This is a genomic window from Methylobacterium pseudosasicola, assembly GCF_900114535.1.
Taxonomy (GTDB): domain Bacteria; phylum Pseudomonadota; class Alphaproteobacteria; order Rhizobiales; family Beijerinckiaceae; genus Methylobacterium; species Methylobacterium pseudosasicola.
Genome location: NZ_FOTK01000022.1, coordinates 26,769 through 40,544, shown reverse-complemented (window position 1 = coordinate 40,544; position 13,776 = coordinate 26,769). Strand labels below are relative to the sequence as shown.

The window sequence follows — 13,776 nt, the reverse complement described above, 5'->3', positions numbered from 1 at the left end:
GCCGCCATCGAGATCCCATGCCCCCATCCCGCCCCGTGTTGCCGACCGATCCGCGCGCCGGCACGCCGTCGCGCCGGACCCTGCTCGCCACGGCGGCCGCGTTCGGGTTGATGCCTGAGACGGGCTTGGCGCAGGGGTCGTCCTCCGAGAAGCCGCCGGCGGCTCCGAACCCGGCAGCACCGGACGCAGCCGTCTCGGCGCCCGCCCTACCGGCGGCCCCCGGAAAAGTCCGGCTGCGGCCCGAGCCCGCCGCCGAGACGCCAATCTGGTGCTTCGACGGCAAGACCCTGCCACCGCTGGTGCGGATCAAGCTCGGCCAGCCGGTCCGGCTCAAGATCGAGAATCGCACCGACAAGCCGCTCTCGCTGCACTGGCACGGGGTCCGCAACGTCAACGCGATGGACGGCGTCGGCGGCGTGACCCAGGCGTCAATCCAGCCGGGTGCCGACTTTCTCTATCAGTTCACGCCTCCGGATGCCGGGACCTACCTGATCCGCCCCCTCGTGGTCGGGGGGGCGAGCGAGCCGTCCGGCCGGGGGCTGGCCGGCATGCTGATCGTCGAGGAGGTGAACCCGCCGCTGGTCGATGCCGATGTCGGCCTGGTGATGCAGGATTGGCGGCTCGAAGACGATGCCAGCCTGATGCCGTTCGGCCAGCCGCTCTTCGCCGCGACCAACGGGCGCCTTGGTAACCTCGTGACGGTCAACGGCAAGCCGGTGCCGGACACGTTCGAGGCGCGTCCCGGCGCGCGGGTGCGTTTGCGCCTGGGCAATGCCTGCAACGCCCGAGGCACGCGGCTCCGGTTCGAGGGCGTGAAGGTCTATGTCGCCGCGGTGGACGGGCAGCCCACCGACACGTTCGAGCCCCTGCGCGCGACCCTGCCGTTCCCCCCGGGCACCCGTTACGACCTGATGGTCGACCTGCCCGAGCAGGAAGGTGCCACCTGCTCGATCATCGCGCTGGTCGGCCAGGGCCTGACGCTGGCCACCGTCACCACGAAGGGCGCCAAGATCACCGACACGCGGCTGCCCATCGGCCCGATCGGTGAGAACAAGCGCCTGCCCGCCGAGATCAAGCTCCAGAACGCCCTCCGGCGGGACGTGGTGATCACCGGCGGCGCCTTCGTACCGAAGGCCGCCAAGGATACCGGAAAGGACGCGCCAAAGGACAAGCCGGCGCCGGAGCCGGTCTACACGGGCGACCCCCAGAAAATCTGGTCGGTGAACGGCACCAGCGCGGGTACGGGCCTCCCGCCGATCTTCACGGTGAAACGCGGGCAGGTGGTGGTCCTGGCCCTGCGCAACGAGACCGCCTTCCCGCAGGCCCTGCACCTGCACGGCCACTGCTTCCGCCTGCTCCATCCCCTGGACGACGGCTGGGAGCCTTACTGGCTCGACACGTTCCAGCTGCTGGAGGGCCGGACCGCCCGCATCGGCTTCCTGGCCGACAATCCGGGGCGCTGGCTGATCAGCGCCACGGTGCTGGAGCGGTTCGATACCGGCCTCTGGACGCTATTCGAGGTCACATAAGCCCGGCTTCCACGAGATCCCCGAGGACGACGGGCATCAACTCCGGAATGTCCTCGGCGATCAGGCCCGGACCGTGGCGCAGGCCGGCATCACCGTGGAGCCAGACGCCGGCCGCAGCTGCCTCGAAGGGCGGCATGCCCTGCGCCAGCAGCCCGGCGATCAGGCCGCCGAGCACGTCGCCCGAGCCGGCGGTGCCGAGATAGGGGCTGCCGTGGTCGTTGATCGTCGCACGCCCGTCGGGGCTCGCGATCACGGTGTCGGAGCCCTTCAGGACCACGACGGCGCCGGTGAGCGCGGCGGCGGCGCGGGTGCGGGCGACCTTGTCGGCCCCCTCGGCGGTGGCCTCCGTCCCTTTGAACAATCGCGCGAACTCGCCCTCATGCGGCGTTAGCACCGCCTGCGCGTCGCCATCCGTCAGATGGGCGGCGAGCAGCGGCGCCTGGCCCGAGAAACTCGTCAGCGCATCGGCGTCGAGGACGAGACTGCGGCCGGCGGCGGCCGCCACCGCGACGCGCTCGCGGGTCGGCTCGCCGGTGCCGAGGCCCGGGCCGGCCAGCACGACGTTGAGGCGCTCGTCGGTGAGCAGGTCGTCGAGGTCGTCCGCCGTCTCGCAGGGGCGCAGCATGATCGCGGTGAGCTGGGCGGCGTTCTCAGCAAGCGCCGCCTGGGGCGAGGCCAGGGTGACGAGCCCGGCTCCGACCCGCAGGGCGCCCCGGGCGGCGAGCCGGGCCGCGCCGGTCTTGGTGGCCGGCCCCGACAGGACCAGCGCGTGGCCGCGGGTGTATTTGTGGCTCTCGCCGGTGAGCCGGGGAAAGGTTTTCGACCACAGTTCCGGCCCGTTCCGGTAGAGCGACGGTGTGGCCACGGCGAGGCCGACCTCCAGAGCCGCCTCGCCCGTCCCGATATCGGCCAGATGGCGATGGCCGCACAGGCTCCGGCCGGGCTGGAGCAGGTGCCCCGGCTTGAACGCCACGAAGGTCACGGTCTCCACCGCCTTGATGGCAACGCCGCGGACGGCGCCGGTATCGCCGTCGACGCCGCTCGGCACGTCGACGGCGAGCACCGGACGGCCTCCTGCATTCACGGATTCGACCAGGGCGCGAGCGGCGCCATCGAGATCGCGCGACAGGCCGGCGCCGAACAGGGCATCGATGACAAGGTCGCAGGGCGGAAGCGCGTCGGCCTCTGCCGGCTGCACCGGCCCGGTCCAGGCCTCGGCCGCCAGGGCGGCGTCGCCCGTGAGCGCTGCACGCTCGCCGAGCAGGCGGAGTTCGACCGTGTAGCCGCGCTCCGCCAGAAGCCGGGCGACCACGAACCCGTCGCCACCGTTGTTGCCGGGGCCGCACAGGACCAGAACCCGCCCGCCCTTGGGCAACCGGGCTTGGGCACGTTCGGCGACCTCGGTCCCCGCAGCCTCCATCAGGCGGATGCCCGGTATCCCGCCGTCGATGGCTGCCGCATCGACCCGCCGCATCGCCGCGACCGTCAGCACCCGCATGCTCATCTCCACGTCTGCCCGTGCACCGAACACCGCTGATTAAAAAAGCGCCACAAAATCATCGAAAGCCCGAAGGATGTGCGTAGCCTGCGCTTCGAATGGGCACTAACGTGGCGCCGGTCGCGAAAACGGCGTGGCGGAGTCTTACCGACGATGTTAGAAATATCCGGCAGCGTAGCGCAGGCCCGAGCGGCATGAAGAAGATCGAAGCGATCATCAAGCCTTTCAAGCTCGACGAGGTGAAGGAGGCGCTCCAGGAGGTCGGTCTCCAGGGCATCACCGTCATCGAGGCGAAGGGTTTCGGCCGTCAGAAGGGCCATACCGAGCTGTATCGGGGCGCCGAATACGTGGTCGACTTCCTCCCGAAGGTGAAGCTCGAGATCGTCTTGTCGGACGCGCTGGTCGAGGGCGCCGTGGAGGCGATCCGCAAGTCGGCGCAGACCGGCCGCATCGGCGACGGCAAGATCTTCGTCTCGACCATCGAGGAAGCGATCCGGATCCGCACCGGCGAGACCGGAACGGACGCGATCTGAGTTTTTTAGGGCTCGGACATCTCCGGGCCTCTCCGTCATTGCGAGCGCAGCGAAGCAACCCAGGGCATCGCGCGTTCCCTGAACGTGATGAAACTGCCTGTCGCTTCAATGCGCACAACGACGCGCCCGAAGCGAATGGAATTCGGCGCCACTTCATTTGATGGCATTCGCGCAATCAAGCTGGCTTCGACCCAGGATCCGCGCATCTCTGCGCCCATAGATCGTGGGACTTTATCCCGAGAACCACCAGCATTCTCGCGCCGAAAGCCGCGGCTTTTCCCGATCTGCCTAAGAATTCACGCTGCACGAATGTCTGGCATCTGCGTGTCGGGCCATGGAGTGCTGCGCCGGCAACACCACATCCTCGGGAACGGACGGCCGGATCGGCCGCTTGGACCCACGCAGGAGGACCTTATGATGGCCGGTACGGACGGGCGTGAGACCGCCAAGATCTACGAGTTGTCGGCGTTCCGGCGCACCCGGCTGACGCCGCGGGCGATCGAGACGATCAAGCCCGCGCCCGTGCCGAGCATCGGCGGCGGTGCCTGGTACCACGAGGCGGCGATCCGCGACGACGATCGCCCGCGCCGGACCTGAAACGCGAAGAAGCCGGGCACGCGGGCCCGGCTCCGGTGATCGATGGCGGGAGCCAAAGGCTCCCGATCCGCCTCAGGCGGCGACAGCGGCCTCGGTCGGCACCGAAGAGATCGTCTTCAGCACCTGCGAGGCGATCTGGTAGGGGTCGCCTTGCGAGTTCGGGCGGCGATCCTCCAGATACCCCTTGTAGCCGTTGTTGACGAAGGAGTGGGGCACGCGGATCGAGGCGCCGCGGTCGGCCACGCCGTACGAGAACTCGTGGATCGACGCGGTCTCGTGCTTGCCGGTCAGCCGCATGTGGTTGTCCGGGCCGTAGACGGCGATGTGGTCCTCGCGGGCGTTCTTGAACGCCTCCATGAGCCTCTCGAAATAATCCTTGCCGCCGTGCTCACGCAGGAACGCGGTCGAGAAGTTGCAGTGCATACCCGAGCCGTTCCAGTCGGTGTCGCCGAGCGGCTTGCAATGGTACTCGACGTCGATGCCGTAGGACTCGCATAGGCGCTGCAGCAGGTAGCGGGCCATCCACATCTCGTCGGCGGCCTTCTTGGAGCCCTTGCCGAAGATCTGGAATTCCCACTGGCCCTTGGCCACCTCGGCGTTGATGCCCTCGTGGTTGATGCCGGCGTCGAGGCAGAGGTCGAGATGCTCCTCGACGATCTTGCGGGCGACGTCGCCGACATTCGAATAGCCGACGCCGGTGTAGTACGGGCCCTGCGGGGCCGGGAAGCCGCTGGCCGGGAAGCCAAGCGGGCGGCCGTCCTTGTACAGGAAGTACTCCTGCTCGAAGCCGAACCAGGCGCCGGCATCGTCCAGGATGGTGGCGCGCTTGTTGGACTCGTGCGGGGTCTTGCCGTCCGGCATCATCACTTCGCACAGGACCAGGACGCCGTTCTTGCGGGCCGGGTCGGGGAAGTGGCGCACGGGCTTGAGCATGCAGTCGGAGCTGCCGCCCTCGGCCTGCTTCGTGGACGAGCCGTCGAAGCCCCACATCGGGAGCTGGTCGAGCGTCGGGAAGCTGTCGAATTCCTTGATCTGCGTTTTACCGCGCAGATTCGGGACCGGCGTATACCCGTCGAGCCATATATACTCGAGCTTATATTTCGTCATTCCGGTTCTCTCGTCCGTTGTCGATGCGCGACCTGGTCAATTCCCGGGCGACGCGAACGGCTTGCCGCCGTCTCGACGGCCGCTGCCGCCTTTGCATGGAGCATGCCAGAACTGTCTTCGCCCGCCGGCGACTGGGGGAGATTCTCGTTCTACGACGATCACGGAATCGAGAGCGACTGCCATTGTCGCCCAAACGTCCCGTAGCGCACGCGATTCCGCCGGTCCGCGGGTGGCAAGGCGGCCTCGCGGCGGATATCAAGCGGCGCGGCCGGTGCGGCCCGCCCCAAGGTGGACGCCCCGCGCGAGAATCCCCGACGAACTTCCTGGAGGATGCCCACGATGACGACTGCGGCCGACGTTCTGAAGAATATCCGGGACAACGACGTACGCTACGTGGACTTCCGGTTCACAGACCCGCGCGGCAAGTGGCAGCACGTGACGTTCGACGTGTCGCTCATCGACGACGAGATCTTCGCCGAGGGCACGATGTTCGACGGCTCCTCGATCGCCGGCTGGAAGGCGATCAACGAGTCCGACATGCTGCTGATGCCGGACCCCTCCACCGCCTGCCTCGACCCGTTCTTCTCCGCCGCGACCCTGTCGATCGTCTGCGACGTGCTCGAGCCGGCCACCGGCGAGCCCTATTCCCGCGATCCCCGCGGCACCGCCAAGCGCGCCGAGGCCTACCTGCAGCAGACCGGGATCGGCGACACGATCTATGTCGGCCCCGAGGCCGAGTTCTTCGTGTTCGACGACGTGAAGTTCGCCGCCGACCCCTACCGCACCGGCTTCGAGCTCGATTCGACCGAGTTGCCGACCAACGGCTTCACCGATTACGAGGGCGGCAACCTCGGCCACCGGGTCCAGACCAAGGGCGGCTACTTCCCGGTCCCGCCGCAGGATTCGGCCCAGGACATGCGCGGCGAGATGCTGGCCGCGATGCAGTCCATGGGCGTGAAGGTCGAGAAGCACCACCACGAGGTGGCTTCGGCCCAGCACGAGCTCGGCATGAAGTTCGACGTGCTGACCAAGCTCGCCGACCACATGCAGATCTATAAGTACTGCATCCACAACGTCGCCCAGAGCTACGGCAAGTCGGCAACCTTCATGCCCAAGCCCGTCTACGGCGATAACGGCTCGGGCATGCACGTCCACCAGTCGATCTGGAAGGACGGCAAGCCGGTCTTCGCCGGCGACAAGTATGCCGGCCTCAGCCAGGAATGCCTCTGGTACATCGGCGGCATCATCCGGCACGCCAAGGCGCTCAACGCCTTCACCAACCCGTCGACCAATTCCTACAAGCGCTTGGTGCCGGGCTACGAGGCGCCGGTGCTGCTCGCCTACTCGGCGCGCAACCGCTCGGCCTCCTGCCGGATCCCGTGGACCAAGAGCCCGAACGCCAAGCGCGTCGAGGTCCGCTTCCCCGACCCGATGGCCAACCCGTACCTGGCCTTCTCGGCCCTGCTGATGGCCGGCCTCGACGGCATCCGCAACAAGATCGATCCGGGTCCGGCCATGGACAAGGACCTCTACGAGCTGCCGCCCCGGGAGCTGAAGAAGATCCCGACCGTGTGCGGTTCGCTTCGCGAGGCGCTCACCAGCCTCGACAAGGACCGGACCTTCCTCAAGGAAGGCGGCGTGTTCACGGACGACCAGATCGACTCGTTCATCGAGCTGAAGATGACCGAAGTGCTGCGCTACGAGATGACCCCGCACCCGATCGAGTTCGTGCAGTACTACTCGCTGTGATGTGAGAGGGGCCCGGGCGTGGAGCCCGGCCCCCTCGAAAATTTAGAGACGCCGAAGCCTTGAAAAGGCTTCGGCGAACCGGGATTTGCTCCGCTTGAGTTGGAGACCCGAAGAAATCCTATGCGGTGGTCAGGAGCAGTTGCCCCTGCGGCTTTTGATGGAGCGAGCTCCGCATATCGTTTCAGAAAAGCGCAGAAGACCAGCCGGTCCACCGAGAGGGCCCGGGCTCAACGCAGTCAGAGCACCGCGGTCCCTGTTTAAGAGTTTTAGATTTTCTGAACGATTACTACGTCTTGGTAATTTGCGAAACTCATTTCTTTATATCCCAGAATTCTACAGTCAGACCTAGACTCAATTCTGTTGATTACCCAGGACGGCGCCGTAAACGATCCGCCATAGCTCTGACCATACATTGCCGTCCACATCGGGCATGCGTAGTATCCAAATCCGCGGCGCATAAGGTGCTTGTTTAATGCTACGCTTGGGTCAATATTTGTTTTATATTTGATCCTAAAAAGCATCTGCTTTAGCCTATCAACCATGCGGCGTTTAGCAAACAAATCGATGATTCGACTGTGCTGGGCCAAAGCATGACTGGCGCAGTTTCGACCGTGGAGCGTCAATATTGCAAGTCCGCCAGGATTCAATGCCTCCACGAAATAATGTAGCGCTCGGTCAAACATCGGCAAGTCGAAATGGGTCAGTAGAGAGCCGGAGAACAAAAGATCGACCTTAAGCTCAGACCTGCCAAGGTAATCTTTATGGAAGGGAAACGGCTCGGCATTGAATTGATTAACAGCAAATATTTCCTTATTTTTATCAATATCTGCGACAAACAGTTTGCTCTCAGGGAAGAAGGCCCGCAGATGCCTCGTGACCCGCCCACCTCCACATGGGAGATCAAGCACCGAATCGAACTCACATCGACCGGCCAACAACATGGCTTCGGTGACGATTTTCACCGCCGAGACGCCAACCCTAAGATATTCCTCGAGCGTGCCATCAGATTCATGTCGCATATCGTCGTGTTCAGAAATGCCGCGATCAATATCCTGAGATGAATATAATTTCCATCGCTCATATACCCCTGAAATCAATCCGTTTATGTCTGCAAATGCAGGTACAGTGAGATCAGACCAGATCTTCAGCGGCAACCGATTCGATTGAACCGAAACACCAATCGACATTTTACGTCGTTCCAAGATGCTAGATCAGGAATGCACCCTACATTCCATGCTAAATGCTTCTGCCGAGCTGTGATCATACACAGACGCAACCTTTTGCACCAGACACGCTCGATCCTTGGCACAGTGCACACTTCTGCATGAGAGATGCGCTCAACGGACGCCCGGCTCGACGCGCTCAGCGGACTGACGATGAATGCAATGCTGCACTTCGATATGACCCCGGACCTGATCGAACTCGTGCAATACGACTCCCCGCGCAGAATTGAGGTCGGACACACAGCCCTCAAGCAGCTTTGGGGAAATCCTTATGCTCACCCTCGACCACCTCGTCGTCGTGGCCCCCGATCTCGCGGAGGGCGTGGCCCATGTCCGGGCCTGCCTCGGCCTCGACATGCCGGAGGGCGGCCGCCATCCGGAGATGGGCACCCGCAACCACCTGCTCCGCCTCGGCGCGTCCACGTTCCTCGAAGTGATCGCCGTCGATCCCGAGGCAGCGCCGCCGGCGCGCCCTCGCTGGTTCGGCCTCGGCGATGCGGCGCGGGTGCGGACGGATTGGGAGGCCGGCCGGCGGCTGCGCGGCTTCGTCGCCCGCACCGACGATCTCGACACCCTGCTCGCCGCCCATCCCGACCTGCTCGGCGCGGCGGTGACGATGACCCGGGGCGCGCTGTCGTGGCGCTTCGGCCTGCGCCCGGACGGGGCCTGGCCGGCGGACGGCGCGGCGCCCTACGTGATGGATTGGGGCGACCGCCCGCACCCGGCCGGGACGATGCCGGATTTCGGGGCGCGGCTCGATGATTTCTGGCTGACCCATCCCGAGCCGGAAGCGGTGGCCGCGCTCTACGCCGGCCTCGGCCTGACCGACCCGCCGCAGGTCGAGCCCGGCCCGGCCCCGCGCCACACCGCCCGGATCGCGACGCCCTCCGGCCCACGCATTCTGACCTGAGGACGGGCCCTCCTTGCCGGCCTGATCGGGTGGGTGACCGGCGAGGAGGGCCTGGCCGGGACTCGCGAGCCTCGGCGGTCGCAACCTAGCAGGGGTCCATCGCCCCGCGGTTGCCGAAACGTCTCACCCTGCACAGGAATCCCGCGCCATCGCTCACGTATGCGCGAAGATGTCGGTCTCGGGCCAGCCGTCGAGGTCAAGCCGGGCGCGGGTGGGCAGGAAGGCGAAGCAGGCGGCGGCGAGATCGGTGCGGCCCTCCCGGGCCAGCATGGCATCGAGCCGCTCCCGGGCGACGTGGAGATAGAGCACGTCGGAGGCCGCGTAATCCTGCTGCGCCTGCGTCAGGGTGTCGGCGCCCCAGTCGGAGGATTGCTGCTGCTTCGACAGATCGACGCCGACGAGCTCACGGACCACGTCCTTGAGCCCGTGACGGTCGGTGTAGGTGCGGGCGAGCTTCGAGGCGATCTTGGTGCAGTAAACCGGTCCCGGCATCACCCTGAACGCCTTGAACAGCACCGCCACATCGAACCGGGCGAAGTGGAAGATTTTGAGCACGTCGGGATCGGCCAGAACGCGCTTCAGCACGACCGGCTCCGGGCCGTCCTGGGGGATCTGGACCACGTCGGCCGTGCCGTCGCCGGTGGAGATCTGCACCACGCAGAGCCGGTCCCGGTGCGGGTTGAGGCCGAGCGTCTCGGTGTCGATGGCCACCGCCCGGCCCGCATCGTAATCGGCGGGCAGGTCGCCGCGGTGGAGGCGTACAATCGGGCTCGGCATTTTTTTGGGACCTTCGAACGATTTGGCCGGTACCATCGACGCCGAGTGGCGGCAAGCGAACGACGGAGAAGCGAGACCATGACGGCAGCCGAGGTGATCGCGACCCTGGGGCTAAAGCCCCATCCGGAGGGCGGGCATTACCGCGAGACGTTCCGCGATCCCCGCACCGTCGACGGCCGCTCGGTCGGCACCGCGATCTATTTTCTGCTCGACATCGGCGAGGCCTCGGCCTGGCACCGGGTCGACGCCACCGAAATCTGGCACTGGCATGCCGGCGCGCCGCTGGTGATCACCACCAGCCCGAACGGGCACGACGCCACCGCCCAGCATCTCGGGCCGGACCTCGCCGCCGGCCAGCGTCCGCAATGCGTGGTCCCGGCCGGCCATTGGCAGACCGCCACCAGCCTCGGCGCCTGGACGCTGGTCGGCTGCACGGTCTCGCCGGGCTTCGAGTTTTCCGGATTTGAGATGGCACCGCCCGACTGGCGACCGATGCCGCGGGGGTAATGCCCGCCGTCCGCTCGATCAGGTCGGCGCGGGAATCGGCGACAGGACGGGCTTGCCGGCGAAGAAGGCGGTGAGATTGCCGAGGACCTGCTCGATCGCCGCGGCCATCGCTTCCGGCGAGCGCCCGGCAATGTGCGGCGTGAGCACGACATTCGGGAGCTCCCGCAACGCGGCGGGCACGTCGGGCTCACCCTCGATCACGTCGAGGGCGGCGCCCGCGAGCCCGCCGGTGCTCAGGGCATCCACCAGGGCTGCGGTATCCACGACGGTTCCGCGCCCGACATTGACGAGGAAACCCTCCGGCCCGAGCGCCGCGAGGGCCGCGCGGCCGACGCTGTGGCGGGTCGCGGCGCCGCCGGGCAGGGCCACGAACAAAAAATCCGCCCAGGCGCAGAGTTCTTCGACGCTCGGCATGTAGGCCCACGCCATGTCCGGCACCGCCCGGCGATTGTGATAGCGGATCTCCATATCGAACCCGGCGCACCGTTTGGCGATGCGGCGGCCGATCCCGCCGAGCCCTAGGATCCCGACGCGCTTGCCATAGGCGCTCGGCCGCGCGGTCCCGCCTTCGCGCCACTGTCCGGCCCGCACGGCCGCATCGAAGCGCGGCACGTCGCGCAGCGCCGCCAGGAGCAGGGCGAGGGCGTGGTCCGCCACGCAATCGGCATTCACCCCGGGGCCATGGGTGATGACGATCCCGCGCGCACGCGCCGCCTCGCAATCGACGCCCTCGTAGCCCGCGCCCTGGGCGCAGATGATCCCGAGATTCGGCAGCGCTGCGATCAAGGAAGCCGGGATTGCCGTGGTGCCGTTCGTCACGATGGCCCGGATGCGGCCACCGATCCGCTCGGCCAGCGCGACGCGCGCCTCCGGCGTAACGGCCTGATGGAGTGTGCAAAGCGCACCGAGCTGATCGAGCGCGGACGGCGCGAGATCGACCGCGAGCAGCAGGTCCGGCCGCTCCGACCGTGACGGATCATCCATCGGCATACCTTTTTCCACGATGAGCTTGGGTCGATCCCCAATGCCATATCAAACCGGCTTCGGAGCCGCCCGTGAGGCTCGTACTGCGGTCAGCGCGCCGGCAACGATCAGCAGGCAGGCCAGCGCGAGCGCCGGACCGGGGCTGGCATAGCCGGTCGCCACCAAGATCAGTGTCGATAGCACCGGCGCCGCATAGGCGGTGACGCCGAGCAGGCGGACATCGCCGCGCTTGCAGCCGATATCCCAGAGATAAAAGGCGCCCCCGACCGGCCCGATCCCGAGGAGCAGCACCGCGCCCCATTGCATGGCATCGGCGGGCCAGATCGTCGTCTCGAAGGCCAAGTGACAGGCCAGGCTCAGCACCGCCGTGACCAGGCAGAACCCCGCGACCGCGTCGGTCGGGACCTGGCCGACCCGGGCCGAGAGCACCGAATAGCCGGCCCACACGAAGGCCGCCGCCAGGGAAGCCGCGTAGCCGGGGAGCGCGCCTGCGGTGAAGCCGAGCTCGCCCCGGCCGACGAACAGGGCGGCGACGCCGGCGAGCCCCAGAGCCGCCCCGGTGAGATGGCCGGCGCGCAACCCGCCCGAGCCCGGCAGCCGGGCGGAGAACAGGACGATCAACAGCGGCCAGAGATAGCTGATCAGCCCGGCCTCGGCCGGCGGCGCCAATCGCAGGGCGCTGAAATACAGGGCGTGATAGCCGAACAGACCGCCGACTCCGAGCAGCCAGACCGGCCAGGGCTGGAGCAGCGCCCGGGCGCGAGCCGGCCGGGCGATCCAGGTGGCGCAGCCGCACAGGCCACCGATCCCGAACGTCATGGCGGCGAGCTGGAACGGCGGCACCGTCCCGGAGGCGGCGGTGAACAGGGCGAGCAGCGACCACAGCAGGATCGCCCCGAACCCCGCCAGGGTGGCGGCCGAGCGCGCCGTGTCGCGGCCCGCAGATGACGCTGATTGGCTCATGGATCGCAGCTATCATGCACGCCGTGAGTCGGCGAGGCGGGTTCACGGCCCTGTCACGGTCGCGCTCTAGGGGCGCTGCGAACCGGGAGACCTGTCGATGCGCGCGATCCTGACCGTTCTTGGGCTGATGCTGGCGGGAGGGTCGGCGCTCGCCGGCGAGGGCGTGCAGCTCGGGCCGCGGCCATTCTACCTGGTCGATCAGCTGAAACCCGGGCCGTTGAAGGAGCACCTGGCCGCCTGCGGGATCGACCGGCCCTACACGCCCAGAACCTTCTCGATCTCGCACCGGGGCGCGCCGCTGATGTTCCCGGAACATACAAAGGAGGGGCTGCTCGCCGCCTACCGGATGGGCGCCGGGATCATCGAGTGCGATGTCGCCTTCACCAAAGACCGTCAGCTGGTCTGCCGGCACAGCCAGTGCGACCTGCACACCACCACCGACATCCTGGCCCGGCCGAGCCTCGCGGCCAAGTGCACCAAGGGGTTCGAGCCGGCCGACCCGGCCACCGGCCGCAAGGCCTCGGCCAAATGTTGCACCAGCGACCTGACCTTGGCCGAGTTCAAGTCGCTGAACGGCAAGATGGATGCGGCCGACCCGGATGCCACCAATGTCGCCGCCTACATGAACGCGACGCCGCACTGGCGCACCGACCTCTACGCCACCACCGGCACGCTGATGTCCCACAAGGAGTACATCGCCCTGGTGAAGGCGATGGGGCGGAAATTCACCCCGGAGCTGAAGGCGCCCCAGGTCCCGATGCCGTTCGAGGGCAGCTACACCCAGGACCAATACGCCCAACAGCTGATCGACGAGTACAAACAGGCCGGGATCCCGGCCTCAGACGTCTATCCGCAGAGCTTCCAGCTCCGGGACATCCTGTACTGGCTGGAGAAGGACCCGGATTTCGGCCGCCAGGCGATCTTCCTCGACGACCGGGACGAGACCACGAAGGGCTTCGATCCGGAGAAGCCCGAGACCTGGAAGCCCGGCATGGCCGAGCTCGCCGCCAAGGGCGTGAAGATCCTGGCGCCGCCCCTGTGGATGCTGGTCCGCCCCGGTCCCGACGGCGCCATCGAGCCCTCGACCTATGCCAGGGAGGCCAAGACGGCCGGGCTCGGCCTGATCGCCTGGTCGCTGGAGCGCTCGGGGCCGCTGAAGGACGGCGGCGGATACTACTACCAGTCGATCAAACCAGTGGTGAGCGGGGATGGCGACATCCTCCGGCTGCTCGACGTGCTGCACGGGCAGGTCGGCGTGCTCGGCGTGTTCTCGGACTGGCCGGCGACCACGACCTTTTACGCCAATTGCGTCGGCGCGCCGTAGCTCAGTCGGCCCAGAGGGCGACCAGCGAGAACAGGCCGGCCATCAAAAAGTTGACCAAGAGGATGCAGGCGATGA

General features: G+C 66.9%; 14 protein-coding genes. 7 read left to right on the top strand and 7 right to left on the bottom strand.

Features of this window, described 5'->3' with window-relative positions; translation table 11 throughout:
- Positions 1 to 17 precede the first annotated feature (17 nt).
- Positions 18 to 1,529 carry a multicopper oxidase family protein gene (locus BM228_RS20080; RefSeq protein WP_092043405.1) on the top strand — a complete coding sequence of 504 codons (1,512 nt, stop codon included), beginning with the start codon at positions 18 to 20 and terminating at the stop codon, positions 1,527 to 1,529.
- Here BM228_RS20080 and BM228_RS20075 read toward each other — a convergent pair.
- Positions 1,522 to 3,027: an NAD(P)H-hydrate dehydratase gene (locus tag BM228_RS20075; protein ID WP_208612065.1), complete on the bottom strand. Its 1,506-nt coding sequence runs from the start codon at positions 3,025 to 3,027 to the stop codon at positions 1,522 to 1,524. The two genes, BM228_RS20080 and BM228_RS20075, sit on opposite strands and share 8 nt — an antisense overlap.
- A 194-nt stretch (positions 3,028 to 3,221) precedes the next feature.
- On the opposite strand from BM228_RS20075, the gene BM228_RS20070 reads away from it, so the two are divergent.
- Positions 3,222 to 3,560, top strand: coding sequence for a P-II family nitrogen regulator (locus BM228_RS20070; protein ID WP_003600526.1), 339 nt, complete (start codon positions 3,222 to 3,224; stop codon positions 3,558 to 3,560).
- A gap of 35 nt (positions 3,561 to 3,595) precedes the next feature.
- Here the strand turns inward: BM228_RS20070 and BM228_RS33925 are convergent, their stop codons facing one another.
- Positions 3,596 to 3,778, bottom strand: coding sequence for a hypothetical protein (locus BM228_RS33925; protein WP_139234133.1), 183 nt, complete (start codon positions 3,776 to 3,778; stop codon positions 3,596 to 3,598).
- Between the two features lie 196 nt (positions 3,779 to 3,974).
- Between BM228_RS33925 and BM228_RS20065 the strand changes: the two genes are divergently transcribed.
- Positions 3,975 to 4,157, top strand: a complete 183-nt coding sequence (locus tag BM228_RS20065; RefSeq protein WP_244537232.1) for a DUF2735 domain-containing protein — start codon at positions 3,975 to 3,977, stop codon at positions 4,155 to 4,157.
- A gap of 72 nt (positions 4,158 to 4,229) precedes the next feature.
- Here the strand turns inward: BM228_RS20065 and BM228_RS20060 are convergent, their stop codons facing one another.
- Entirely contained in the window at positions 4,230 to 5,264 is a 1,035-nt protein-coding gene (locus BM228_RS20060) for a glutamine synthetase beta-grasp domain-containing protein (protein WP_092043403.1), read from the bottom strand.
- Positions 5,265 to 5,603: 339 nt separating this feature from the next.
- Between BM228_RS20060 and glnA the strand changes: the two genes are divergently transcribed.
- Positions 5,604 to 7,013 (top strand): type I glutamate--ammonia ligase, encoded by a 1,410-nt coding sequence (gene glnA / locus BM228_RS20055; RefSeq protein ID WP_092043402.1) that lies wholly within the window; start codon positions 5,604 to 5,606, stop codon positions 7,011 to 7,013.
- 266 nt (positions 7,014 to 7,279) lie between these two features.
- On the opposite strand, the gene BM228_RS20050 is transcribed toward glnA, so the two are convergent.
- Positions 7,280 to 8,200 (bottom strand): class I SAM-dependent methyltransferase, encoded by a 921-nt coding sequence (locus tag BM228_RS20050; RefSeq protein ID WP_092043400.1) that lies wholly within the window; start codon positions 8,198 to 8,200, stop codon positions 7,280 to 7,282.
- Between the two features lie 307 nt (positions 8,201 to 8,507).
- Here BM228_RS20050 and BM228_RS20045 point away from each other — a divergent pair, with 307 nt between their 5' ends.
- Positions 8,508 to 9,146 carry a VOC family protein gene (locus BM228_RS20045; RefSeq protein ID WP_092043398.1) on the top strand — a complete coding sequence of 213 codons (639 nt, stop codon included), beginning with the start codon at positions 8,508 to 8,510 and terminating at the stop codon, positions 9,144 to 9,146.
- Between the two features lie 153 nt (positions 9,147 to 9,299).
- Here BM228_RS20045 and BM228_RS20040 read toward each other — a convergent pair whose 3' ends face one another.
- Entirely contained in the window at positions 9,300 to 9,923 is a 624-nt protein-coding gene (locus BM228_RS20040) for a ribonuclease D (RefSeq protein WP_092043396.1), read from the bottom strand.
- A gap of 78 nt (positions 9,924 to 10,001) precedes the next feature.
- Here BM228_RS20040 and BM228_RS20035 point away from each other — a divergent pair, with 78 nt between their 5' ends.
- Positions 10,002 to 10,430, top strand: coding sequence for a cupin domain-containing protein (locus BM228_RS20035; protein ID WP_092043395.1), 429 nt, complete (start codon positions 10,002 to 10,004; stop codon positions 10,428 to 10,430).
- Positions 10,431 to 10,448: 18 nt separating this feature from the next.
- Here the strand turns inward: BM228_RS20035 and BM228_RS20030 are convergent, their stop codons facing one another.
- Both BM228_RS20030 and yddG read right to left on the bottom strand, forming a co-directional pair.
- Positions 10,449 to 11,414 (bottom strand): 2-hydroxyacid dehydrogenase, encoded by a 966-nt coding sequence (locus tag BM228_RS20030; protein ID WP_244537231.1) that lies wholly within the window; start codon positions 11,412 to 11,414, stop codon positions 10,449 to 10,451.
- A gap of 48 nt (positions 11,415 to 11,462) precedes the next feature.
- A complete protein-coding gene (yddG, locus tag BM228_RS20025) occupies positions 11,463 to 12,377 on the bottom strand; it encodes an aromatic amino acid exporter YddG (protein WP_092043391.1) in 915 nt (304 codons plus the stop codon).
- Positions 12,378 to 12,474: 97 nt separating this feature from the next.
- Between yddG and BM228_RS20020 the strand changes: the two genes are divergently transcribed.
- A complete protein-coding gene (locus tag BM228_RS20020; RefSeq protein ID WP_092043390.1) occupies positions 12,475 to 13,701 on the top strand; it encodes a glycerophosphodiester phosphodiesterase family protein in 1,227 nt (408 codons plus the stop codon).
- The last annotated feature ends 75 nt before the right edge of the window (positions 13,702 to 13,776 follow it).